The following is a 24,690-nucleotide window of genomic DNA, read 5'->3' on the forward strand; positions in this document are numbered from 1 at the left end:
ATATGAGTTAATTCCGGCGACATTGTACGTCGCATTTCAGCGCAGACGCCAGGCGTCGGCTGATTTTACAAGAGAGGCGCAAAAAGAAGCCGCCCTCAGGCGGCTCCTCAGGAAAATCAGGACTGCTTAGACATCGCAGCAACTTCTGCTGCAAAGTCAGTCTCGACTTTCTCAATGCCTTCGCCCACTTCAAAGCGGATGAAGCCAGTCACGTCAGCGTTGTGCTCTTTCAGCAGTTGGCCAACAGATTTGCTCGGTTCCATGACGAAAGGCTGACCAGTCAGAGAAACTTCGCCGGTGAATTTCTTCATGCGGCCTTCAACCATTTTCTCTGCGATTTCTTTCGGCTTACCGGACTGCATCGCGATGTCCAGCTGTACCTGGTACTCTTTCTCTACCACGTCAGCAGACACATCTTCCGGCTTAACGAATTCCGGCTTGCTTGCCGCAACGTGCATCGCCAGCTGCTTAACCAGCTCTTCGTCAGCGCCTTTAGCGGCAACCAGAACGCCGATGCGCGCACCGTGCTGGTAAGAACCCAGAACGTCGCCTTCCAGGGAAGCGACGCGACGAATGTTGATGTTCTCGCCGATTTTCGCTACCAGAGCAACGCGCTCTTCTTCGAACTGCGCTTTCAGGACTTCTACGTCAGTGATTTTGCCAGCAACAGCGGCGTCCAGCACTTTGTCAGCAAATGCCTGGAAGCCAGCATCTTTAGCCACGAAGTCAGTCTGGCAGTTAACTTCCAGAATGAAAGCGACGTTGCCGTCGATTTTGGTTTTGATTACGCCGTCAGCAGCCACGTTGCCTGCTTTTTTCGCCGCTTTGATAGCGCCAGACTTACGCATGTTTTCGATTGCCAGCTCAATGTCGCCATTCGCTTCAGTCAGCGCTTTTTTGCAATCCATCATGCCTGCGCCGGTACGCTCACGCAGCTCTTTTACCAGGGATGCGGTAATTTCAGCCATTCTAAAATCCTCGAAAGATTTGATCTGCCCGGCATCAAACCGCACAGATATAAAAGTGAAAAAGGGGGCCATATACAGGCCCCCTAACCAAACGTGATACTACCTGGTCTATAAGGGCTCTCCCCTTCATATTTCGAGCCGCAGGCGCGTTGCCTTCACTCGCTCATCCCGGTCACTTACTGATGTAAGCTCCCGGGAATTCTCGAGCTTGCCGCCTTCCTGCAACTCGAACTATTTTAGGGAGTTATCAAGCCTTATTACTCGGCTTCTACGAAGCTTTCTTCCGCCTGGGAAGCCAGATCCTGAGAACGGCCTTCACGAACGGTTGCAGCGACAGCGCCCAGGTACAGGCTAACAGCACGGATTGCGTCATCGTTACCCGGGATAACGAAGTCAACGCCGTCCGGATCAGAGTTGGTATCAACGATAGCAAATACCGGGATACCCAGGTTGTTCGCTTCTTTGATAGCAATGTGCTCGTGGTCAGCATCGATAACGAACAGAGCGTCCGGCAGACCGCCCATGTCTTTGATACCGCCCAGGCTGTTTTCCAGTTTCTCAAGCTCACGAGTACGCATCAGCGCTTCTTTCTTGGTCAGCTTTTCGAAAGTACCGTCCTGAGACTGAGTTTCCAGGTCTTTCAGACGTTTGATGGACTGACGAACTGTTTTCCAGTTAGTCAGCATACCGCCCAGCCAGCGATGGTTCACGAAGAACTGGTCGCAGCTGTTAGCAGCTTCTTTCACCGCTTCGCTTGCAGCGCGTTTAGTACCAACGAAAAGGATTTTACCTTTACGAGCAGAGATCTTGTTCAGTTCAGCCAGAGCTTCGTTGAACATCGGTACAGTTTTCTCAAGGTTGATGATGTGAACTTTGTTACGCGCGCCGAAGATGAACGGCTTCATTTTCGGGTTCCAGTAACGGGTCTGGTGACCGAAGTGAACACCAGCCTTGAGCATGTCGCGCATGGAAACAGTTGCCATGATTTAAAACCTCTATAGATTAAGTTGGGGTTATGCCTCCACGTATCCCATATTACCGACCCCAAAGGGCACCCCGGAATATGTGCCGATACGTGTGTGTTGTTACACAAAGTGAGATTTGTCGCTCCCGTCCATCGTGTGTAGTCTTCGAATGGATCGGAAGTCCGGCGCGCTTTATACCACAAATACGCCACCGACACCAATAATTGTTGGCACTCAGTGCTGAATTGAACGATGAATTTCGTGTTACAGGCAGGCGGCAAATTTTTGCATCCCCGGGAGCTTACGGCCAGTAAGTGACTGGGGTGAAAAAATGTCGCCAACGCACCTGTGGCACGAAAGGCGAAGTTCAGAATGATTCTCAATTTGGCAGGGCACACCCCTGACTGATACCATTGTCAGCACTTACACAATTATTGCCGAAATCATCGGCACTGATGGACAGAATTCATGGCTATCTCTATCAAGACATCTGAAGACATCGAAAAAATGCGCGTCGCGGGCCGTCTGGCAGCCGAAGTGCTGGAAATGATCGAACCGTATATCAAACCGGGCGTCACCACCGGCGAACTGGACCGTATCTGTAACGATTACATCGTTAACGAACAACACGCGATCTCCGCCTGCCTCGGCTACCACGGCTATCCGAAATCCGTCTGTATCTCTATTAATGAAGTGGTGTGCCACGGCATTCCGGATGACGCTAAACATCTGAAAGATGGTGATATCGTCAACATCGACGTGACCGTGATTAAAGATGAATTCCACGGCGATACCTCGAAGATGTTTATCGTCGGCAAACCGACCATTCTGGGCGAGCGTCTGTGCCGCGTCACGCAAGAGAGCCTGTATCTGGGCATCAAAATGGTGAAACCGGGCATCCGCCTGCGCACCATTGGCGCCGCCATCCAGAAATATGCCGAAGGCGAAGGTTTCTCCGTGGTACGTGAATACTGCGGACACGGTATTGGTCGCGGCTTCCATGAAGAACCGCAGGTGCTGCATTATGATGCAGACGATGGCGGCGTCGTGTTGCAGCCTGGCATGACCTTTACCATTGAACCGATGCTGAACGCCGGGGATTACCGTATCCGCACCATGAAAGACGGCTGGACGGTAAAAACCAAAGACCGCAGCTTGTCTGCTCAGTACGAGCATACTATTGTGGTAACGGAAAACGGCTGTGAAATTCTGACGCTGCGTAAAGATGACACCATCCCGGCGATCATCACACACGACGAATAATGTTTTGCCTGATGGCGATGCCTTCGCATCTTATCAGGCCTACAAATTACACCTTTACTCAAAATCATTCGAGTTGCCTCAAGGCGGCAAGAGAGTGAATCTTCAGGAGCGTACATAAGTACGTGACTGGAGTGAACGAGCGCAGCCAACGTAGAAGCAACTTGAAGGATGAAGAGTAAATACGTAGGCCGGATAAGGCGTTCACGCCATTATCCGGCTTTTTAATGGGTGGCGCATATGAATACTCTTCCTGAACAGCACGCGAATACCGCACTCCCCACCCTCCCTGACCAGCCGCAAAACCCTGGCGTCTGGCCGCGCGCTGAACTGACCGTCGCCGGTATCAAAGCCCGCATCGACATCTTTCAACACTGGCTGGGAGAGGCATTTGACAGCGGCATTTGTGCTGAACAGCTTATTGAAGCCCGAACCGAATTTATCGACCAGTTATTGCAACGCCTGTGGATTGAGGCCGGTTTCGGTCAGATTGCCGATCTGGCGCTGGTCGCCGTCGGCGGCTATGGACGCGGTGAACTGCATCCGCTTTCCGATATTGATCTGCTCATTTTAAGCCGCAAAAAGCTGCCTGATGAACAGGCGCAAAAGGTCGGCGAGCTGCTGACTTTATTATGGGACGTCAAGCTGGATGTCGGGCATAGCGTACGTACGCTGGAAGAGTGTCTGCTGGAAGGTCTGTCTGATTTAACCGTTGCAACAAACCTCATCGAAACGCGCCTGCTGATCGGTGATGTCGCTCTGTTTCTGGCACTACAAAAACATATTTTCAGCGAAGGTTTTTGGCCGTCCGACAAATTTTACGCCGCCAAAGTAGAAGAGCAGAACCAGCGCCACCAGCGCTATCACGGTACCAGCTATAATCTGGAGCCGGATATTAAAAGCAGCCCCGGCGGCCTGCGCGATATCCATACGTTACAGTGGGTCGCCCGACGTCACTTCGGCGCTACCTCGCTCGATGAGATGGTGGGATTCGGCTTTTTAACCCCCGCTGAGCGCGCGGAGCTCAACGAGTGCCTGCATATCCTGTGGCGCATTCGCTTTGCGCTACATCTGGTGGTCAGCCGCTACGATAACCGCCTGCTGTTCGACCGCCAGTTAAGCGTCGCTCAACGCCTTAACTACAGCGGCGAGGGCAATGATCCGGTTGAGCGGATGATGAAAGACTACTTCCGGGTTACGCGCCGGGTGAGCGAACTTAATCAGATGCTGCTTCAGCTATTTGACGAGGCGATTCTGGCGCTACCTGCGGATGAAAAACCACGTCCTGTTGACGATGAGTTTCAACTGCGCGGCACGCTTATTGATCTGCGTGACGACACGCTGTTTATCCGCGAACCGCAAGCGATCCTGCGGATGTTTTATATGATGGTGCGCAATAGCGCGATCACCGGCATCTACTCTACGACGTTACGCCATTTGCGCCACGCCCGCCGCCACCTGAGCCAACCGCTGTGTTACATCCCGGAGGCGCGCACTCTGTTTCTTAGTATGCTGCGCCATCCCGGCGCGGTCAGCCGCGGCCTGCTGCCCATGCATCGCCACAGCGTACTGTGGGCTTATATGCCGCAGTGGTCACACATCGTCGGACAAATGCAGTTTGACCTGTTCCACGCATACACGGTGGATGAACACACCATCCGCGTAATGCTCAAACTGGAGAGCTTTGCGAAAGAAGAGACGCGCCAGCGCCATCCGCTATGCGTCGATCTCTGGCCGCGGCTTCCCCATCCGGAACTGATCCTGATCGCCGCGCTGTTCCACGATATTGCGAAAGGACGCGGCGGCGACCATTCGGTACTGGGCGCGCAGGATGTACTCACCTTCGCCGAACTGCACGGTTTGAACTCACGCGAAACGCAACTGGTCGCCTGGCTGGTGCGCCAACACCTGCTAATGTCAGTCACCGCCCAGCGCCGCGACATCCAGGATCCGGAAGTCATCAAGCAGTTTGCCGAAGAGGTGCAAACCGAAACACGGCTGCGTTTTCTGGTCTGCCTGACCGTCGCGGACATCTGCGCGACCAACGAAACCTTGTGGAATAGCTGGAAACAGAGCCTGCTGCGCGAGCTGTACTTCGCCACTGAAAAACAGCTCAGGCGTGGAATGCAAAATACGCCGGATATGCGTGAGCGCGTGCGTCACCATCAGCTTCAGGCGCTGGCGCTGCTGCGAATGGACAATATTGATGAAGCCGCGCTGCACAAAATCTGGACCCGCTGTCGCGCTAACTATTTTGTTCGTCATAGTCCAAATCAGCTCGCCTGGCACGCACGCCATTTATTGCAGCACGATCTGCGCCAACCGTTAGTGTTGCTCAGTCCGCAGGCCACGCGCGGTGGAACCGAAATTTTTATCTGGAGTCCGGACAGACCCTATCTGTTTGCCGCCGTCTGCGCCGAGCTGGACAGGCGTAATTTAAGCGTCCATGACGCGCAGATCTTTACCACTCGCGACGGCATGGCAATGGATACGTTTATTGTTCTGGAACCAGACGGCAGCCCGCTGGCGGCGGATCGCCATGACGTTATTCGCACCGGTCTTGAACAAACCATTACGCAGCGTAGCTGGCAGCCGCCGCAGCCGCGTCGGCAACCGGCAAAGTTACGGCACTTTACGGTCGAAACGGAAGTCAATTTTTTGCCCACCCATACCGACAGAAAATCATTCATGGAATTGATCGCGCTCGATCAGCCTGGTCTGCTGGCCAGGGTCGGACAAATTTTTGCCGATCTGGGAATTTCGCTTCATGGCGCCCGAATTACAACCATTGGTGAACGAGTAGAAGATTTATTCATAATCGCCACAGCGGATCGGCGCGCACTTAATAATGTGCTGCAACTTGAGGTGCAACAACGGTTGACAGCGGCCCTCAATCCAAACGATAAAGGGTAGTGTGTTTATTTATATGAAAGAGTTTAACAATGCAGCAGTTACAGAACGTTATTGAGACCGCTTTTGAGCGCCGCGCCGATATTACGCCGGCTAATGTAGATACCGTGACCCGAGAGGCGGTAAAACAGGTCATTTCTCTACTTGATTCCGGCGCGCTGCGTGTCGCAGAAAAAATCGACGGTCAGTGGGTCACTCACCAGTGGTTGAAGAAAGCGGTTCTGCTCTCTTTCCGTATTAACGATAACCAGGTTATCGACGGTGCGGAAAGCCGCTACTTCGATAAAGTCCCGATGAAATTCGCTGATTACGACGAAGCGCGTTTTCAGAAAGAAGGCTTCCGCGTCGTTCCGCCTGCGGCCGTTCGTCAGGGCGCATTTATCGCCCGCAACACCGTGCTGATGCCGTCTTACGTTAACATCGGCGCCTACGTTGACGAAGGCACCATGGTTGACACCTGGGCGACGGTGGGTTCCTGCGCGCAGATTGGTAAAAATGTTCACCTTTCCGGCGGCGTGGGTATCGGCGGCGTACTGGAGCCGCTGCAGGCTAACCCAACCATCATTGAAGACAACTGCTTTATTGGCGCGCGTTCTGAGGTCGTGGAAGGCGTCATTGTCGAAGAAGGTTCCGTCATTTCCATGGGGGTATACCTCGGCCAGAGCACCAAAATCTACGATCGCGAAACCGGTGAAGTTCACTATGGCCGCGTACCGGCGGGCTCCGTGGTCGTTTCCGGCAACCTGCCGTCAAAAGACGGTAAGTACAGTTTGTACTGCGCGGTGATCGTGAAAAAAGTCGACGCCAAAACGCGTGGTAAAGTGGGCATTAACGAATTATTGCGCACTATTGATTAAGCGAGTGAAAAGCGGGGGCGACAGCCCCCCTTTGCATTACGGCGAATGCGGTAACACGGTTTCCGGCGCAATCTTTGCCGCAAACGCCGAAGCCAGCGCAGTCAAAACGACATAACCGGCAACCAAAGTCCAACTGTTATCATAGACTGCGCTTAACGCTTTAGCGATAAACGGCGTGAATCCCCCTGCCACAACCGCCCCCAACTGAGCGCCAATTGATGAACCGCTGTAGCGTACAGGCGGATGAAACAGTCCGGCGAAAAAAGAAGGTTGCACGGCATTCAGTGAATTATGACCAATGTTAATAAGCAGAACGTAGCCCATTGTCATCAGTATGAGCGAACGGCTTTCCAGCAGCCAGAAAAAGGGAAAAGCCATTGCCGCGACAAAAAGCGCGCCGAAAATATACACCTGACGGCAGCCACGCCGATCCGACATGATGCCAAATAGCACGTGCATGGGATACGCCAGCAGACAGGTGAACATTACAATGTACAGAATAGTCAGGCTGGCAATCCCAAGCTGCGTCGTCGCCCAGGAAACCGCGAAGACGGTGGCAAGAAAAAAGGGAACGCTTTCCGCAAAACGCAGAATTATAATCAGCAAAATGCTGCGCCATTGTTCTCGTACTACTTTGACCACCGGCCTTTCTTCTCTTTGCTGCCTATGATTAATGGCCTGCTGCTTTTTAAACGCACGGAAGACAGGCGTCTCATCCAGACGATGACGCATATATAATCCAGGCAACACCAAAAGCGCACTGAGCAGAAAAGGAATACGCCATCCCCACGATAACAACGCCTCCTTCGGTAATTGGGTCACGACTATAAATACGCCTGTCGCCAATAATTGTCCCGTGAGTCCTCCTGTTTGCGATAGCGCGCTTAACCGCCCCCGGTGCTTTCCAGCAGCATATTCCACGACCATCAACATGGCGCCTCCCCATTCGCCTCCAACCATAAATCCCTGTAGAAAACGCAGAATAACCAGTAAAGCAGGCGCCAGCGCGCCGATACTGGCGTAAGAAGGCAGGCAACCGATGAGAAACGTGACCGCGCCCATCCCGCCTAACGTGATTAATAACGTGTTTTTACGCCCAAGCGTATCCCCCCTGTTGCCAAAAAATAGCGCGCCCAGCGGTCGGGAAATAAATCCCACGCCGAAACTGGCAAAAGAAGATAACGTTGCAGTCAATGGGCTGGCGCCAGGGAAAAAAAGCGGGCCAAATACCAGCGCGCTTGCCAGGCCATATAATAGAAAATCATAATATTCAATGGAGTTTCCTATCCAGGCGGAAATCACCACCCGGCGAATAGTGGCATTATACGTTCCGGACATAGATTCCGCCTCTCAAGGTTATCGACCACTGCCTCCGGTCAATTTCCCACACTGACCTCAAACGCTTTCTCTATAAACGGAATATCGCGTTGAATTACTTAAGCTATCAATAACCGCCGCCCTTTTGCTCATGACGTTGCCGAGACGTCTTCTGCGATCAACTACGCTTTTTTTGTATACATTGGTGGCGAAAAACCAATTTTTCGTTAATTATTCAAAAGTTATAGTGTGATGAAGGATACCGCTATGTATGACAATCTAAAAAGTCTGGGCATTACCAATCCTGAGGAAATCGATCGTTACAGCCTGCGGCAAGAAGCCAATAACGATATCCTGAAAATCTATTTTCAAAAGGATAGAGGTGAATTCTTTGCTAAAAGCGTGAAGTTTAAGTATCCACGCCAGCGTAAAACGGTGGTGGCCGATGGCATCGGTCAGGGTTATAAAGAAGTACAGGAGATTAGCCCTAACCTACGCTATGTGATTGACGAGCTGGACCAAATCTGCCAGCGCGACCGCTCAGAACTCGATCTCAAACGTAAGATCCTTGACGACTTGCGCCACCTGGAAAGCGTCGTCGCGAATAAGATCAGTGAAATCGAAGCCGATCTGGACAAGCTTACCCGCAAATAAAAAAGCTGCCGGGGCTTCATTTCGAGCCCCTATCACTCTGCTGCTCCCTCTCATCCGCCTCACGGCTACCGCCATTTTTCATCACTATGCCTCACAGCGGCTCTATACATATCATTTCGTTATCCTGCTGTATTTATTAATAAAAATAAAAAGCTATGTTCATCCTCCCTATTTATGGAGGTTATATGACTCAGGAAATCACGCTAACATGTTATTCGCTGCCTGCGGCCCCCGGACTGGATAACATCAAATTTGAAAAGGGGCGCGAGCACGACCGCCAGGCGCTGGGATTTATTCTGCCAGCGAATACGCAGCTGCAAATCCGCCAGCCAAATAACAACGCCGGTAACGCCAGACTCCGTCTGCTGTGCAATGACTCAGCGTGTGAGAAATCGCTTACGCTGAACGGCAACTGGCAAACGATCAGCACAACGGTCGATTCCGTTCCCTTTATTGATACCCTCTTTTTTGCGCAGGGCGGCGAGTTTTCGGTGATCTACCGACAGCCAACCAGCAATAAAAATTTGCCACACTGGCGTAAGGGGCAATCCGAAGACGCTTTTTTCCAGACCTGGGAAGAACAGGCGTCGCCTTTTGCCCTACTGGAACTGGACCGCGTGCGTTTTCTGCTGCCCTGGGCGGATCGCGCTAATGTCATCAACGCCGGTATCACCGCGCTGGATGCGTACTACACGCGAGTGATCGACGCCTATAATGGCTGGACTGGTCTCAGCGATAGCCCTGCTTCGCCGCTTAATCAAAATGTCGCTAACCGCTATTTTATTAAAGCGGATAAACACGGCGTCGGCGCGGCTTATTATCTCCCCTGGTGGTGCGCGCAAACGGCTGCAACATTAAGCCAGGGGTGGATCGATAATGTCGCCACGCAGTGGACGATTCTGCATGAAATCGGTCACGGCTATCAGGGCGTCTTTATGAATGACGTCGACCTGCCAGTCGGTGAGGTGTGGAACAACATTTACGCCGCGTTTTTCCAGCAGCTTAACCTGAACCAGGGGAACCATCTTTATACCGACGGCTGGCTCTACAATTACGGACGGCAGTCTGAGCAGGAATTGCAATTCATTACCTATCTGCGGAATCGCACGCCGGTTAACGCCTGGGGCGTCCGCCCCCGCCTGCAATTTCTGATGCTGATGTTATTTAAAGGCGGAACAGAAGCCTTTCGAGTGTTTAACCAGAACTACCGCGAGCTGGGTGCTGACGAAAACTTTTTGCCCTGCGAGCATCGCCTGACCGATCTGCTGGCGGACGCCATCGCCACAGCCTCAGGTTATGACGTCGCGCCGTTTATTCAGCTGTGCGGCTTACCGGTCGATGCGTTCACCCGCGAGCAGATCGCCGCACAGGCGGTAAAACCCGTCTGGCCGCTTTACGATCTGTTGCCGGAGCGCGAATGGGAAAGCGCGCGCCAACAGTTAGGGCTGGACTCTTTTGTCTGGCTGGTTGAAAACGCCGAACTGGCGGAGCTGAACAAAACGGGAACGCTCACGCTAACGCTGAATATCGATCAGCCGGAGCAACTTTATGGACGCGCCTTAACGCTACACGACAACGCCGGCAGCACGTATACATTGCCCGTCAACGACAGTACGCTCACGTTAACTCCCCTGCCCATTGGCATTTACCATCTCACCCTGCCCAAAGGGCGATCGCAGAAATACCGCCCGGACACGGACTATGTGGTTATCCGCGAAGGGGAAAACGCACTTACCGTTAATTTCACCGCCTTGCAGGACAGCGCCGCGTATAACGAGCAGTTGATTTTCCTCGGCTACGGTGACATGCCCTTCGCCCGTTTAGCCGTGGATCATGAGGCCAGACAATTAGTTCTGGATATCACGAACGCCACGCAGCACAGCTACTTCGCGAATACGTTATACGCCAGCATAACGGTGTTAACCGCCAGCGGCGAAAAGGTTTTTGAACGTAAGATGAACGGAATAAACTGCGCCACCGGAAAAATTGTGGTGCCGTTTAGCGACCACTACCACCTTTATCTTTATCATGCCGAGCCTGGCCGCCTGAAAGCCTCGCCGGGCTATCTGACATTGGTCTCGTCGACGAAATATCAGTTACTGCGTCTTGATAGCGAAGGGCTTTATCATTTTTCGCTCAACAACGATCCTGCCGCAGATCTCCAGGCTATGTTTACCCATCGCGCAGATGCTATCCGCGCCTGCCCTTTATTAATGGCGCAACCTTATGCCGCTTGCAAAAACGATCTCTGGCTGATGCTCTCCCATATTGAAGAGCCGACCCGTAGCGCGTTAATGCGCGACAGCGTTGATGTGCTGCCGGCGGATAACAGCGAGCCGGGCGAAGGCATCGGTAAAGGCGTGACGTTGCAGTTACGCGGACAAGGCGACAGAACGTTTTGCCAGCTTGCTTACGATAATCGGCAACAGCGCATGACAATAGAAACACTGGCCGGGCAGCCTCATCCCTACTATACCGCGACATACAGCACGCTCACGATAAAGGAGGAGTCCGGCGAGGTTATCTATAGCCGTCATTATGATGGCATCACCCACTATTCAGCCGATAGCGATACGGTTGTTTTGCAAGCGGGAATGTACATTGAGCTCTTCCATGACGAACCTTACCGTTGCAGCGCCATCAATGAAACGACCGGGCAAAACGTCAGGCTGAAAAAACACAACCGCTGGCGCGTGGTGAGCGATGGGCTGGAGGTCGACTCACCGGAACAAACGGAAGAGAAAAATACCTCCGATGCTGCCGCATTATATGGCGATAAATTCAGCTGGCAGCTTATTGGCAAGGAAGAAAATGGTTTTGCCAGTATGGAAATAGACATCCGTGCGCAACAATTTATCTTTACCGCATACCCAATTGCGCCGCATAGCGACTTCGCAACGGAATATGCGGCAGTGACGATTTATAATACGCGCGGTACGGTGGTTTACCGTCAGTCGATAAAAGGTTCGGTGCAGCTTGGCGGCTATACTGACGTCTGCGGGCTGGATGAGGATTATACGATTGAGGTCTTTCATGCCGAGGGCGCAGACCAGTCGGTTATCCGCAACCCGCTCAATGGCGAAAGCTGGCCGCAGCCGCAACACGTGATCTGGCAGGTCACGGCGCGGGGATTACAGCGCCTGACCACGAATTACCCCCCCCATCACAGCGTCTTCGGGCGCTGTGAGATTACGTTGTCGGATGGCGGCTTTGCCTAATCCGGCCTACCACTTCGCCCAATTTCCCTGCTCTGGTCAACGAAGCGCCGCCGGGCTTAACGCTGTTCATCCAATTGTAGCTCCACATACAGCAACAGCCGATCGTCAAAATTTCCCAAATCCAGCCCGGTCAGTTCCGAAATACGATTTAGCCGATATTCCAGCGTGTTACGATGAATAAACAGCGCCTTAGAGGTCGCCAGCGGCTGGACATTATGGCGAAACCACGCCGTCAGCGTCCGACGTAATAACCCGTTGTTATCCATCGCTTTGAGTTTTACCAGCGGGCGCGCCAGCTCATTGGCCTGCCAGCCGCCACGCAGGCTATCTAACAGAACCGGCAGCATCAAATCCTGATAAAAATAGCTGCGGCTTTCTGGCATCCGCTGTTTGCCGACCATCATCGTAGTGCGCGCCGTGCGGTATGAACGTGCAATACTGCCCGGCCCGGTAAAGTAATTGCCCAGCGCCACGCGAAAACGTAGCTGACCATTCTCTTTCATTCGCGAGATAAGCTGCTCTACGCGCTTACGATGATCTTCAGCATCCCAGCGACCAAACGAGTTTAAGGCGGGTTTGAGCACCACCATCTCGGTGAGAGAAACAATGGCTATCAGGTTGTTACGCTCCGGCGTGGTAAGCGCATTCTGCAACTGCTGAAGTTCCGCCATTGCGCTATCGACGCCAAGCTGGCCGCTGTCGACTTCCACCACCGCCGCCACACGCGGCTGGTTCAAATCGATCCCCAAACGCTGCGCCCATTCCACCAGCGCCGGCGTATTTTCTTCGGCCTGAATCAGGTTCATCACCAGCTCTTCGCGCAAACGGCTATCCTGCGCCAAAAGGTGCATTAACCGCGACTGCTCCAGCATCATTTCGGCAGTCATACACACCAGTTCGCCATATTTACGCAGATGCTCTGGTTCGCCGGTGAGGCCGATCACGCCGACAATTTCGCCCTCAAGACGTAAGGGAAGATTAATCCCCTGACGCACCCCGTGCAGGTGTCGCGCCACGGCGTTGTCAATATCCACAACCCGGCCCTGCGACAGCACTAACAGCGCGCCTTCGTGCAATTCACCAATACGTTCCCGATCGCCGCTGCCGATAATACGCCCGCGGGCATCCATTACGTTGATATTGGTATCGATGATGCGCATAGTGCGCGCCACGATATCCTGCGCCATTTTGGTATCAAGATGCCAGCCAGCCATAAATCCCTCCTGTGAGCAGAGCACAAGCATAAGGAAGATGACAGGCCTCGACATTGTGCAAATGCACAAAACGGTGCAAAGAAGTATGGAGTTGTGGGGAGTTTCACAGAAAAGTGTTGCCCCCTTCCGTGGTGGAAGGGGGACAAAGGTGATTACTGCATCAGCAAATAAATAGAACTATCACCACGCTGAATATTCAGCGCCAGTACCGACGGCTTGCTGTCGAGAATCTTACGCAGCTCGGCGATATTTTTCACCGGCTGCTGGTTAGCGCCGATAATCACATCGCCTTTTTTGAGGCCAATTTGCGCGGCGGGTGAGTTCGCTTTCACGCTGCTCACCACAACGCCTTTATCCTGGCCTTTATTGCTCATTTCAGCGCCTTCAATCCCGCTGAAGATGGTGCTGGAATCAACCTGACTCTGGCTGCTCTGCTGCAGTTCCAGATTAACCGTAATCGCTTTACCTTCACGCAGCAGACCGAGGCTGATTTTGCTGCCGACCGGCATAGTGCCGACCTGAGCGCGCAGCGCCGCAAAGCTGCTGATCGGTTTACCGTTCAGCGAGGTAATGACATCCCCGGCTTTGATACCCGCTTTCGCCGCGGACGAATTCGGCATCACCTGGCTGACGAACGCGCCACGCTGGGCGTCGACTTTCATCGCTTTCGCCAATTCGGAATTCAGCTCAGTCCCCATGATCCCCAGTTCGCCGCGTTTCACCTGGCCGTATTCCACCATCTGCGACGTCAGGTTTTTCACCATGTTACTGGGGATAGCGAAGCCGATACCGATGTTGCCGCCGTCCGGCGCCAGAATCGCGGTGTTAATACCGATCAGCTCACCGTTCAGGTTCACCAGCGCGCCGCCGGAGTTACCGCGGTTAATCGCGGCGTCGGTCTGAATAAAATTCTCGTAATTTTCTACGTTCAGGCCGCTACGCCCCAGCGCCGAAACGATACCTGACGTCACCGTTTCGCCCAGACCAAACGGGTTACCAATAGCGACGGTATAATCCCCCACGCGCAGCGCGTCGGAGTCCGCCAGCTTAATCGCCGTCAGGTTCTTCGGATTCTGAATTTGAATCAGCGCGATATCAGAACGCGGATCTTTGCCTACCACTTTAGCATCGAATTTACGTCCATCGCTAAGCTGTACTTTAATCACGCTGGCGTTATCAACCACGTGGTTGTTGGTGACGACGTAGCCCTTCGCGGCGTCAATAATTACGCCGGAGCCCAGCGCCATGAATTTCTGTTGCTGACCGCCGTTGCCGCCGTTACCGCCGCCCTGGCAGAACGGAGAATTCTGGAACGGAGAACCGTCCTGGCAGAACGGGGAGTCATCGCCAAAGAACTGCTGGAAATTACGCGGCATACGCGGCGTATTCACCGTGGTGCTACCTTCAACATTAATACTGACCACCGATGGCATCACTTTTTCGAGCATCGGTGCCAGGCTTGGCATCTGCTGGGCAGTCATTGCTGAAGAGGACGTTTCAGCCGCCGTGGCAGACAGAGGCGACAATGCCAAACCTAAACTCAGAGCCAGTGCACTCATTGCTAATGTGGTTTTTTTCATGTGTTTCAATCTCGATTAACAGGTAACGCAAAATTGCTGTGTACGTCAGATTCATTTTATAACGCGAAGTTCCGGAACAAAGTTTCTGGAAAAAGTAAAAATTTATTGTCCATCTTTACAAAAGTCCATTTACTGTTCGACCGCCATCAAACGCCGATATTCATCCCATGCGTAAAGGTCAGTCATCCCGCTGATATAATCCTGAATCAACCGACAGCGATAATAATATTCCAGTACCGGGTACTCCGCCGAATCCGTGGGTAATTTACTGACGACTTCCACGTAGGCCAAACGATGGCGCGTAGAAAGTTTCTGAAATAAGCGCGATTCTATAGGGAAGCGTTTCAACCGTTCTTTTTCCACCAGCTCGCGAAAGTCGTTAAGCGACAAGCTTAATAGCGGCTGATAGATATCTAATAACCCGCTGATCACCCGGTATCCCTGTAGTTCAAGCTGTTCTACATCCGGATGGCTAAACACATGTTCAACCGCCACATTCTTATAGAGTCCAAGCAGGCGGCTAAAACCGCTGGCATCTTCCAGCAGCGCCTGATTGAAGGTACCGGCAAAAATCTGCGGCAAATTATCAATAAAACGCTGAGCGGCATAGGGCACCAGTTTATTTAATGTATTTACCCGTAAATACATAAAAAACTGATCTTCGGTACTGCGGCTTAATGTATTGGCGCGTGATTTTTCCCACGCATTTCCTACCACCAGCTCAAACAGCGAATCCTTCTCATGGTGGCCCCACGCGTGATATAAATGGTGATAAAGCTGCTCAACGCTAAAGATTCTTTTCTCTACCGCGTCTTCAAGATCGGCGACACAATAAGAAATATCATCTGCGGCTTCCATAATCCACGTTAATGGAAAGCGACTGTAAGGCGCTAACTGCAGTTCTTTACGTAACCTCGCAATATACTTCTCTTCAGAAAGATAATAGCCCGGTTTCTTCATTAAATAGCGATGGGAATCCGGCACCGGCCCTCGCCACCATGCCGGACGGGTATATTTTAAAATTCCGCCAACCTGCGCCCAGGTAAGATTCATCCGCATGAGCGTATGTACCAGACGAATTCCCTGTGCATTGCCTTCAAAATGGCAGATATCCTGACGTACCTTGCGGCGAATATCGTTCAGATTTTCTTCGCCTTCCTGTAGCCGTAGCGAGGAAACCACACAGCGATCATGCGTGAGCGGCTGACTTTCCGCATCTTCCGGATGCAGCCGCTGACGAAACCAGTCATTGATCGCCGCCTCGCCAAAATGACCGAACGGCGGATTACCGATGTCGTGCATCAGGCAGGCCATTTCCACAATACTTTCAAAGGGACCGGTCAGCGCATCCAGACCGTACTCCTCCAGTCGGTTTTGCTCTTTCAGGCGGCTTAAAATCTCTTTCGCGATATAACGCCCCACCTGCTGCACCTCCATCGAATGCGTCAGACGAGTACGCACCGCGGCATTGCGCTCCAGCGGGAAAACCTGCGTTTTTTGCTGCAAACGGCGTATAGCCGGAGAGTTGATAATCCGCCCGCGATCGCTTTCAAAAATCCGCAGGATCTCATGTTCCGTCTTTACGCCCTGCGGTGAACGATAACGACGATGCCAGTTAATTTTATTTCGGAAATCGATCGATGCCATATCCTCTCCCCGCCTGAGAAATGCGCTTCCCCATAAGCGCATGATAAACTATGCCCCCAAAACTGACTTATCGCGAGTAAATCTATGAAAATCGGCATCATTGGCGCAATGGAAGAAGAAGTTACGCTGCTGCGTGACAAAATTGACAACCGTCAGACGATTACGCTGGGCGGCTGCGAAATTTACACTGGCCAGTTGAACGGCACCGAAGTGGCGTTGCTGAAATCCGGTATCGGTAAAGTCGCGGCGGCGCTGGGCGCAACGTTGCTTCTGGAGCACTGCAAGCCGGACGTGATCATCAATACCGGTTCCGCAGGCGGTCTGGCGTCCACGCTGAAGGTCGGCGATATCGTCGTCTCTGACGAAGCGCGTTACCACGACGCTGATGTGACCGCTTTCGGCTATGAATACGGGCAATTACCGGGCTGTCCGGCCGGATTTAAGGCCGATGACAAACTGATTGCCGCCGCGGAATCCTGCATCAGGGAGTTGAATCTGAACGCGGTACGCGGCCTTATTGTTAGCGGCGACGCGTTTATTAACGGCTCCGTCGGGCTGGCGAAAATTCGGCATAACTTCCCCGACGCGGTCGCCGTAGAGATGGAAGCCACCGCTATCGCCCACGTCTGCTATAACTTCAGCGTGCCGTTCGTGGTGGTACGCGCTATTTCTGACGTGGCCGATCAGCAATCGCACCTCAGCTTTGACGAATTCCTCGCGGTGGCGGCGAAACAGTCGACTCTGATGGTCGAAACGCTGGTACAGAAACTGGCGCATGGCTAAGCAAATGTTCAGGGCGCTGGTCGCCCTGCTGCTTACGCTCCCGGTGTGGCTTTACGCTGCGCCGCGCGTAATTACCCTCTCTCCCGCCAATACGGAGCTTGCTTTTGCCGCCGGGATTACGCCCGTTGGCGTCAGCAGCTATTCCGACTACCCGCCCGAAGCGCAAAAAATAGAACAGGTCTCTACCTGGCAGGGAATGAATCTGGAACGCATTGTGGCGCTGAAGCCGGATCTGGTCGTCGCCTGGCGCGGCGGTAATGCGGAACGCCAGGTAAACCAACTGACGTCATTAGGTATTAAGGTCATGTGGGTGGACGCGGTAAGCATCGAACAGATCGCCGACACGCTCCGCCAACTGGCCGCCTGGAGCCCGCAGCCGGAAAAGGCTCAGCAGGCAGCGCAGACATTGCTAAACGAGTACGCCGCGCTCAACGCCGAGTATGCCGGTAAAGCTAAAAAGCGCGTCTTTCTTCAGTTTGGCATGAATCCTCTGTTTACCAGTGGTAAAGGGTCTATTCAACATCAGGTTTTGACGACCTGCGGCGGAGAAAACGTCTTTGCTGACAGCCGCGTGCCGTGGCCGCAAGTCAGCCGTGAACAGGTGCTGGCAAGGCATCCCCAGGCCATTATCGTGGCCGGAAAAGCGGGCGAAATTCTCAAAATTGAACAATACTGGGGAAACCTGTTAAAAATTCCGGTTATTCCGCTTAACAGCGACTGGTTTGAACGCGCAAGCCCGCGTATTATCCTCGCCGCAAAACAACTCTGTAATGCGCTTTCACAGGTGAATTAGAGCCTGTCTTACCAGGCTCCCAGTGGGGATTCGACAATGCTCGTCTATTGGCTGGATATTGTAGGCACGGCTGTATTTGCTATCTCTGGCGTGTTGCTGGCCGGGAAATTACGTATGGATCCGTTCGGCGTCCTGGTGCTCGGCGTCGTTACTGCCGTCGGCGGCGGGACAATCCGCGATATGGCGCTGGATAACGGCCCGGTATTCTGGGTTAAAGATCCTACCGACCTGGTCGTCGCCATGGTCACCAGTATGCTGACCATCCTGCTGGTTCGCCAGCCAAGACGTCTGCCGAAATGGATGTTGCCGGTGCTGGATGCGGTCGGGCTGGCGGTGTTTGTCGGCATTGGGGTGAATAAAGCCTTCCTCGCTGAAACGGGGCCATTAGTGGCCGTCTGTATGGGCGTGATTACCGGCGTCGGCGGCGGGATTATTCGCGATGTTCTGGCACGTGAGATCCCCATGATCCTACGCACCGAAATCTATGCCACGGCCTGTATTATCGGCGGGATTGTTCACGCCACCGCGTTTTATACGTTTTCAGTACCGCTGGAAAGCGCCAGCATGATGGGTATGGTCGTCACGCTGTTCATTCGCCTGGCGGCCATTCGCTGGCATTTGAAATTGCCGACGTTTGCCCTGGATGAAAACGGACGTTGATATTGTTTTGCTCGATGGCGCTAAGCTTATCGGGCCTGGAACATCTTTCCTGTCGGCCGGATAAGACGCTCGCGTCGCCATCCGGCACAACGAACAGCAATCAAATACTGAAGGAAGAGCCACACCCGCAGGTACTTTTCGCATTCGGGTTGGTTACAATGAAGCGGGAACCTTCCAGGCCTTCGGTATAATCGACCGAACCACCCACCAGATACTGCAAACTCATCGGGTCAACCACCAGGCCAACGCCCTGTTTTTCGATGGTCATATCCCCTTCGTTAACCTGATCGTCAAAGGTAAAACCATACTGGAAGCCGCTGCAACCACCGCCGGTGATATACACGCGTAGTTTCAGATTCGGGTTATCTTCGTCAGCGATAAGACTTTTTACTTTATTCGCTGCTGCGTCGGTAAACTGCAGCGGCAGCGCTACGTCATCACTCATATTTTGCTCCAAACGACATCGGTAATTGGATAAATTTTCACCCAATATTGGCAGTCATTATCTAATACCCTAGTAATTCGTTCAAGTATTCTCGCCCGCAGGCGCATTCTGGTTTTTCGCCGCCTGTTCCGCATCCTGCTTCGCCAGAGTGCGCGCCAGGATGGTTGAGTATAACGGTTTCCCGCCCAAAAACTGGGCTAATAGTGTCGCGCCAAGACAGGTGATAATCATTGGCAAAATGAGCTGGTAGTTATCGGTCATCTCCAGCACCAGCACAATCCCCGTCAGCGGGGCGCGCACCGACGCCGCCATCAGCGCCCCCATCCCGGCAATCGCAAAGGTACCGGCCTCCAGGTGATACTGCGGGAAAAGCACTGCCGCCGCCATACCGAAGGCCGTACCAAGCAGCGTTCCCAGCGCCAGCATCGGGGCGAAAATGCCCCCCGGCGCGCCGGAAGAAAAGCAAAGCAGCGTTGTGACCACCCGGGTAATAAAGATGAACAGCAGTAGCCCGACGCTAAAATTACCTGCCGCGGCGATAGGAATAAGGTTAAATCCGCCGCCTGCCGCTTCCGGCTCAATCAACCCCAGAATACCGCACAGGCCGCCGATCGCGCCGCCCATAAGCACCCATTTTTTAATTTCGCCGCCATGAAAGCGCTGAAACATATCCTGGGTACGCAGCACCAACGAATTAAATACTGGCCCGACGCAGCCAAAAATAATGCCGAGGATAAGGTATAACCACAGCGTGTTAACCGGCGCATCAGACAGTTTGCCGACTTCAATAATCGGCGCTTCGCCGTTAAATATGCGGAACACAATGCTCGACATGATGACGCCGGTAAACACCGCTTTAATCGAAATCAGGTTGTAGCGAAACTGCGGGCGCATCTCTTCAATAATAAACAGGATACCCGCCAGCGGCGCGTTAAACGCCGCAGAGAGCCCCGCCGCCGCGCCGGTCGCCAGCAACGTATGCCGCGCTTCGGCGCTGCGCATACGAAAAACATCCAGCACCATGCGCCCCAGGTTGCCCCCGATTTGCACCGTTGGCCCTTCGCGCCCTAATACCATTCCTGCGCCCAACGTTCCCATCCCGCCGATAAACTTCACCGGCAACACGCGCCACCAGCGCACCGGACGTAACTCCTCCAGCGCGCCTTCAATTTCCGGGATACCCGAGCCGCCGGCTTCCGGCGCAAATTTTCGCACCAAAAAGTAGCCGACCATCGCCAGTAACGCCGAAAGGATAAAGGCCAGCGGCCAAAGCAAAAACGCATGGTCCGCGACCTGAACCAGCGCGCCAATGCGCATGTTTTGTACCCAGGAAACCGCCTTTTCAAAGGCGACGCCAACCAGTCCGGTAAGCGTGCCGACAACGGCCGCCATTAACAGGATGGCCAGCGGCGTTTTATCCCGCTGCATTAACCGGCGAATCTGATCTCTGCGCCGTAAACGCACAATTTGCTGAGCTAAAAAGGTGGAAGTGTCTGTTTTCATCAGAAGATCATTAATTGGTAATACAAATCTAAAGTCGGCATTCTACTCGCCAACGCCGTGAAAATCCCCTGCAAATCGTATTGTTTCAAATGCGTAAAACTTTCATAACCTTCTCTGAATAACTTAGAATAGCGGGTATTCACTTTTTCTACGAACCAGGAATCTTTCCATGAGTAAGTCTGAAAATCTCTATAGCGCGGCCCGCGAGCTGATCCCCGGCGGCGTGAACTCCCCTGTTCGCGCCTTCACTGGCGTGGGCGGCACCCCGCTGTTTATCGAAAAAGCGGACGGCGCGTATCTGTACGATGTCGATGGCAAAGCGTATATCGACTATGTCGGTTCCTGGGGACCAATGGTACTGGGGCATAACCATCCGGCTATCCGCAATGCGGTGATCGAAGCTGCGGAGCGCGGTTTAAGCTTCGGCGCGCCAACCGAAATGGAAGTAAAAATGGCGGAACTGGTGACCAACCTGGTGCCGACCATGGACATGGTGCGCATGGTGAACTCCGGCACCGAAGCGACGATGAGCGCTATTCGCCTGGCGCGTGGTTTTACTGGCCGCGATAAGATTATCAAATTCGAAGGCTGCTACCACGGCCACGCAGACTGTCTGCTGGTCAAAGCCGGTTCTGGCGCGCTGACGCTCGGTCAGCCGAACTCGCCGGGCGTGCCGGCAGATTTCGCGAAACATACGCTGACCTGCACTTATAACGATCTGACGTCAGTGCGCGCGGCGTTTGAACAATATCCGCAGGAAATCGCCTGTATCATCGTCGAACCCGTAGCGGGCAATATGAACTGCATCCCGCCGCTGCCGGAATTTCTGCCAGGCCTGCGCGCCTTGTGCGATGAGTTCGGCGCGCTGCTGATTATCGACGAAGTGATGACCGGTTTTCGCGTAGCGCTGGCCGGAGCCCAGGATTACTACGGCGTCGTGCCTGACCTGACCTGTCTGGGTAAAATCATCGGCGGCGGGATGCCGGTAGGCGCGTTTGGCGGTCGTCGCGATGTAATGGATGCGCTGGCGCCGACGGGCCCGGTTTACCAGGCGGGCACCCTTTCCGGCAACCCGATTGCGATGGCGGCCGGTTTCGCCTGCCTGAATGAAGTCGCCCAGCCCGGCATTCATGAAACGCTGGATGAGCTCACCACCCGTCTGGCGGAAGGTTTGCTGGAAGCTGCCGAAGAAGCGAATATTCCGCTGGTGGTTAACCATGTCGGCGGCATGTTCGGGATTTTCTTCACCGACGCTGAGAGCGTAACCTGCTATCAGGACGTGATGGCGTGCGACGTGGAACGCTTTAAGCGTTTCTTCCACCTGATGCTGGAGGAAGGCGTATATCTGGCGCCGTCCGCGTTCGAAGCAGGCTTTATGTCCGTGGCGCACAGTGAAGAAGATATCAATAACACCATCGACGCCGCGCGTCGGGTGTTTGCGAAACTGTAAAAGAGAACGTCCAGAAACAACGTAGGCCGGGTAAGGCGAAGCCGCCACCCGGCTTTTTTTTGGTTCATACCAGGTTAGCGTGAATCTTCGCCAAACACCCAGCCCCCCTAAAGCTCATCAATAATATACTGGAAGCTACAGGTCGACGTGAACTGCCCGGAGCCAATGTTGCGGGTGTTCACCGCTACATTAATGTCATGAAGCTCAACATCGGTTATCGGATGATCAACGGCGCTGGTCGTGACGCTCGACTGGTCGCAGCCCAGCACATTGAGCGTAATACCCGATGAGACAAAACGGCAATAAGCGCCACGGTTGTCAAATTTGCTGCCATCGCACAGTTTCCCCCCCTCCATCAAATAGGTATGTAACGTGCGATTCACCGTGCCACCAGTGGCATCAAGCATGAGGGTTGTTTTCTGTTTCGAAACGTTCGCATCCCAGGAGATATCAAAAGTATCAACGGGAACTTTCGGGCAAACTGAGCTGCGCGTATCCGGCGGGGAATACGTTTCGTTAGTGATAAAAGCGGTAGCAACGATATGGCTCGACGCCAGCCAGGGGCAACCATAATCATCGCTTTGTACCGTAATCTCCAGGGTAAAAGAACCACACCCCCTCCAGTTCGAGGGAAGATTCTTGCACGCAGATCGCGAAACAGTGTTATCAAAATCCTTCAATACAACCTTCGGCGCAGGTTCTGGCCCAGACCAGGAGTCTGCGGTTAGCGTTTCTCCTTTACGATGTCCCGAAAGGTTCCAGGAGCCATAGTACACCCCCTCCGGAGTCGCTATCGTCACCTCCGCCACAATAGATTTGTCGCTATTAGGGCCAATACCATAATACATCGTGGTGCTTGAAAACGTCGCTTTCAGCATGGGTCCCGCCGCTATTGAACGGCAACAAACGACCGCCAACAGTAAAAATAAAATCTGTATGCTTCTCATCATAAATACTCAAAGGTAACTAGTGCGCTTGCGAAGAACGTTCCCGGAACCAGGTCCTCGCCAGGAAGGCGTTGTACCCAGGCATTCAGGTTTAGCGCGTTATTCCCCGTCACCAGCGTGAATATCGCACCCTCTTTATCGTTCATGCCCACGGGAACGCCGGATAGCGTTTCAATACCAATCCCGATCCCAAAAGCACCTGAATGGCTATCGATGGCCAGGATACCGCGCATTCCGGTCGCTTCGGTTCCAGTGAAAGTCACCTGCACCCCGTTACTCAGCGCCGAATCGCAATCCGTGAGTTCAAACACCAAAGGCTTACGAGCAGACTGGCCGTCGGGAGTGAAATCAGAACTGTCAAGCGACGAAAAATCGACTTCGGCAATCCCCGTCCCCTGCATCGTGAGCGTGCAAGGACTGGCCACCAGGCTACCGGAAAAATGCAGGTTATCTGCCGCTGAGACCGGCAATATCAGCGCCCCACAGAGGATGCAGGCCGCGCCGTGTAATAACGCCTGTCTTTTAGCCATTACTGATAATCCACCTGTAATGTTGCCGTCGCATCGAAGCCGCCTTCTTTCAGCGAAGCACCGCTCTTTTTAACCGGTATGGCTTTCAGAACAGGTATCGATTGTTCATTCACCGTAATGGTGGACCCCAACGTAAAGGGTTGGTCGTTCTGCCTGAGTTCAATCCCCAGCCCCGCCACGCTGGTGTTTACCGCCGCCGGATTAAAATCACTCACGGAACCGCTTAGCGTCAGGGTCATCGCCATCGTCTCATCGCGCACCGTTGAATCACAGGTGATCTCATACGGAACATTCTGCGCATAACGCGTACCATCTATTTTATTAATCAGCAGGTTACCGAACTTAACGTCGATCGTCTGATCATTGTTAATCGTACAATTCGGCGGTGAAATTAATGTGCCGTGAAACTTAAGATTATCGGCTGCCTGTGCGGCAAGGCTGCCCCCCATTAACATCGTCAAAGCCATTTTTTTCATTGGTAATCCACCACCAGCGTGGCGCCTGCGTTAAACGCGCCGCCTGTTAACGTTACGCCATTATTTTTGACGGGAATTGCCTCAATGGCCGGACCGCTGCCACCGCTGTATTGAAATGACAACCATTGCGTATTGCCGGGTGAAATCAGCTCGCCATCCGTGGCGGTTTGCAGACGGATCCCCAATCCATCGACATCGGTTTGCAATACCGACTCGCCATTGATAGTCACCGCATTCCCCTGAATCTGTAACTTCAGGTAATCGCTCACTCTGCCGTTACAGCTCAGGCGATAGCCCACCGCCTGCCGGTAATTCACCCCATCCACTTTCGTCGTCAACACATTGCCAAATTCCACCTCACCGCCGGTCACAGTACAGGGCGGCGCGGCATTAACGACTATCGTCAGCGTCATGTTGACCGTCTTACTTCCCGCTGCCAGCGGCATACTGACCGCACTCAGCATGGCCGCACACGTTACCGTGCCCAGCCGTAACCGCCATTGCCTCATCTTG

General features: G+C 53.3%; 21 protein-coding genes. 9 read left to right on the forward strand and 12 right to left on the reverse strand.

Going from position 1 to position 24,690, the window contains the following annotated elements; all coding sequences use genetic code 11:
• Positions 1 to 116: 116 nt before the first annotated feature.
• Entirely contained in the window at positions 117 to 968 is an 852-nt protein-coding gene (gene tsf / locus J1G48_RS17910; protein WP_000808106.1) for a translation elongation factor Ts, read from the reverse strand.
• Between the two features lie 257 nt (positions 969 to 1,225).
• Positions 1,226 to 1,951: a 30S ribosomal protein S2 gene (gene rpsB / locus J1G48_RS17915; RefSeq protein ID WP_000246886.1), complete on the reverse strand. Its 726-nt coding sequence runs from the start codon at positions 1,949 to 1,951 to the stop codon at positions 1,226 to 1,228.
• 450 nt (positions 1,952 to 2,401) lie between these two features.
• Between rpsB and map the strand changes: the two genes are divergently transcribed.
• The 3 genes from map to dapD all read left to right on the forward strand — a co-directional run bounded on the left by map (position 2,402) and on the right by dapD (position 6,960).
• On the forward strand, positions 2,402 to 3,196 hold the full coding sequence (gene map / locus J1G48_RS17920) for a type I methionyl aminopeptidase (RefSeq protein ID WP_001018214.1): 795 nt from the start codon (positions 2,402 to 2,404) through the stop codon (positions 3,194 to 3,196).
• Between the two features lie 237 nt (positions 3,197 to 3,433).
• Positions 3,434 to 6,106, forward strand: coding sequence for a bifunctional uridylyltransferase/uridylyl-removing protein GlnD (gene glnD, locus J1G48_RS17925; RefSeq protein ID WP_001094519.1), 2,673 nt, complete (start codon positions 3,434 to 3,436; stop codon positions 6,104 to 6,106).
• A gap of 29 nt (positions 6,107 to 6,135) precedes the next feature.
• The gene (dapD, locus tag J1G48_RS17930; RefSeq protein ID WP_001186670.1) at positions 6,136 to 6,960 is read left to right on the forward strand and encodes a 2,3,4,5-tetrahydropyridine-2,6-dicarboxylate N-succinyltransferase; all 825 of its coding nucleotides are present in this window, start codon (positions 6,136 to 6,138) and stop codon (positions 6,958 to 6,960) included.
• Between the two features lie 36 nt (positions 6,961 to 6,996).
• Here dapD and J1G48_RS17935 read toward each other — a convergent pair whose 3' ends face one another.
• Positions 6,997 to 8,298 (reverse strand): MFS transporter, encoded by a 1,302-nt coding sequence (locus J1G48_RS17935; RefSeq protein ID WP_000017181.1) that lies wholly within the window; start codon positions 8,296 to 8,298, stop codon positions 6,997 to 6,999.
• A gap of 246 nt (positions 8,299 to 8,544) precedes the next feature.
• On the opposite strand from J1G48_RS17935, the gene J1G48_RS17940 reads away from it, so the two are divergent.
• Both J1G48_RS17940 and J1G48_RS17945 read left to right on the forward strand, forming a co-directional pair.
• On the forward strand, positions 8,545 to 8,931 hold the full coding sequence (locus tag J1G48_RS17940) for a DUF3461 family protein (RefSeq protein WP_000272193.1): 387 nt from the start codon (positions 8,545 to 8,547) through the stop codon (positions 8,929 to 8,931).
• 185 nt (positions 8,932 to 9,116) lie between these two features.
• On the forward strand, positions 9,117 to 12,149 hold the full coding sequence (locus J1G48_RS17945; RefSeq protein ID WP_000191143.1) for a putative mucin/carbohydrate-binding domain-containing protein: 3,033 nt from the start codon (positions 9,117 to 9,119) through the stop codon (positions 12,147 to 12,149).
• A gap of 56 nt (positions 12,150 to 12,205) precedes the next feature.
• Here J1G48_RS17945 and cdaR read toward each other — a convergent pair whose 3' ends face one another.
• The 3 genes from cdaR to dgt all read right to left on the reverse strand — a co-directional run bounded on the left by cdaR (position 12,206) and on the right by dgt (position 16,590).
• Positions 12,206 to 13,363, reverse strand: coding sequence for a DNA-binding transcriptional regulator CdaR (cdaR, locus tag J1G48_RS17950; protein ID WP_000929459.1), 1,158 nt, complete (start codon positions 13,361 to 13,363; stop codon positions 12,206 to 12,208).
• Positions 13,364 to 13,515: 152 nt separating this feature from the next.
• Positions 13,516 to 14,943 (reverse strand): serine endoprotease DegP, encoded by a 1,428-nt coding sequence (gene degP, locus J1G48_RS17955; RefSeq protein ID WP_000753958.1) that lies wholly within the window; start codon positions 14,941 to 14,943, stop codon positions 13,516 to 13,518.
• Between the two features lie 129 nt (positions 14,944 to 15,072).
• Positions 15,073 to 16,590, reverse strand: coding sequence for a dGTPase (gene dgt, locus J1G48_RS17960; RefSeq protein WP_000146451.1), 1,518 nt, complete (start codon positions 16,588 to 16,590; stop codon positions 15,073 to 15,075).
• An 84-nt stretch (positions 16,591 to 16,674) separates the two neighbouring features.
• Here dgt and mtnN point away from each other — a divergent pair, with 84 nt between their 5' ends.
• The 3 genes from mtnN to J1G48_RS17975 are packed head-to-tail and all read left to right on the forward strand — an operon-like array spanning position 16,675 to position 18,826.
• Positions 16,675 to 17,373, forward strand: a complete 699-nt coding sequence (gene mtnN / locus J1G48_RS17965) for a 5'-methylthioadenosine/S-adenosylhomocysteine nucleosidase (RefSeq protein ID WP_000689824.1) — start codon at positions 16,675 to 16,677, stop codon at positions 17,371 to 17,373.
• Positions 17,366 to 18,166, forward strand: a complete 801-nt coding sequence (gene btuF, locus J1G48_RS17970; RefSeq protein WP_001118838.1) for a vitamin B12 ABC transporter substrate-binding protein BtuF — start codon at positions 17,366 to 17,368, stop codon at positions 18,164 to 18,166. The genes mtnN and btuF overlap by 8 nt, the downstream gene beginning before the upstream one ends.
• Before the next feature lie 36 nt (positions 18,167 to 18,202).
• Positions 18,203 to 18,826 (forward strand): TRIC cation channel family protein, encoded by a 624-nt coding sequence (locus tag J1G48_RS17975; RefSeq protein WP_000964234.1) that lies wholly within the window; start codon positions 18,203 to 18,205, stop codon positions 18,824 to 18,826.
• 100 nt (positions 18,827 to 18,926) lie between these two features.
• On the opposite strand, the gene erpA is transcribed toward J1G48_RS17975, so the two are convergent.
• Both erpA and clcA read right to left on the reverse strand, forming a co-directional pair.
• The gene (erpA, locus tag J1G48_RS17980) at positions 18,927 to 19,271 is read right to left on the reverse strand and encodes an iron-sulfur cluster insertion protein ErpA (RefSeq protein WP_001278668.1); all 345 of its coding nucleotides are present in this window, start codon (positions 19,269 to 19,271) and stop codon (positions 18,927 to 18,929) included.
• Between the two features lie 81 nt (positions 19,272 to 19,352).
• Positions 19,353 to 20,774 carry a H(+)/Cl(-) exchange transporter ClcA gene (gene clcA / locus J1G48_RS17985; RefSeq protein WP_000845439.1) on the reverse strand — a complete coding sequence of 474 codons (1,422 nt, stop codon included), beginning with the start codon at positions 20,772 to 20,774 and terminating at the stop codon, positions 19,353 to 19,355.
• Positions 20,775 to 20,943: 169 nt separating this feature from the next.
• Here clcA and hemL point away from each other — a divergent pair, with 169 nt between their 5' ends.
• Entirely contained in the window at positions 20,944 to 22,224 is a 1,281-nt protein-coding gene (gene hemL / locus J1G48_RS17990; RefSeq protein ID WP_000045254.1) for a glutamate-1-semialdehyde 2,1-aminomutase, read from the forward strand.
• A gap of 107 nt (positions 22,225 to 22,331) precedes the next feature.
• On the opposite strand, the gene stfH is transcribed toward hemL, so the two are convergent.
• From stfH to J1G48_RS18010, 4 genes are read right to left on the reverse strand one after another with little or no spacing between them, the layout of a single operon-like run.
• Positions 22,332 to 23,171 (reverse strand): fimbrial adhesin StfH, encoded by an 840-nt coding sequence (gene stfH / locus J1G48_RS17995; RefSeq protein ID WP_001669135.1) that lies wholly within the window; start codon positions 23,169 to 23,171, stop codon positions 22,332 to 22,334.
• A complete protein-coding gene (locus J1G48_RS18000) occupies positions 23,171 to 23,701 on the reverse strand; it encodes a fimbrial protein (RefSeq protein ID WP_001129315.1) in 531 nt (176 codons plus the stop codon). Before J1G48_RS18000 ends, stfH begins: the two co-directional genes overlap by 1 nt.
• Complete coding sequence (gene stfF / locus J1G48_RS18005) at positions 23,701 to 24,177, reverse strand: fimbrial minor subunit StfF (RefSeq protein ID WP_000738037.1); 477 nt, start codon at positions 24,175 to 24,177, stop codon at positions 23,701 to 23,703. Before stfF ends, J1G48_RS18000 begins: the two co-directional genes overlap by 1 nt.
• Positions 24,174 to 24,686, reverse strand: coding sequence for a fimbrial protein (locus J1G48_RS18010; protein ID WP_001250315.1), 513 nt, complete (start codon positions 24,684 to 24,686; stop codon positions 24,174 to 24,176). The genes stfF and J1G48_RS18010 overlap by 4 nt, the downstream gene beginning before the upstream one ends.
• Positions 24,687 to 24,690 lie beyond the last annotated feature (4 nt).

It is taken from the genome of Salmonella sp. SAL-020, from assembly GCF_017372215.1.
GTDB lineage: Bacteria > Pseudomonadota > Gammaproteobacteria > Enterobacterales > Enterobacteriaceae > Salmonella > Salmonella enterica.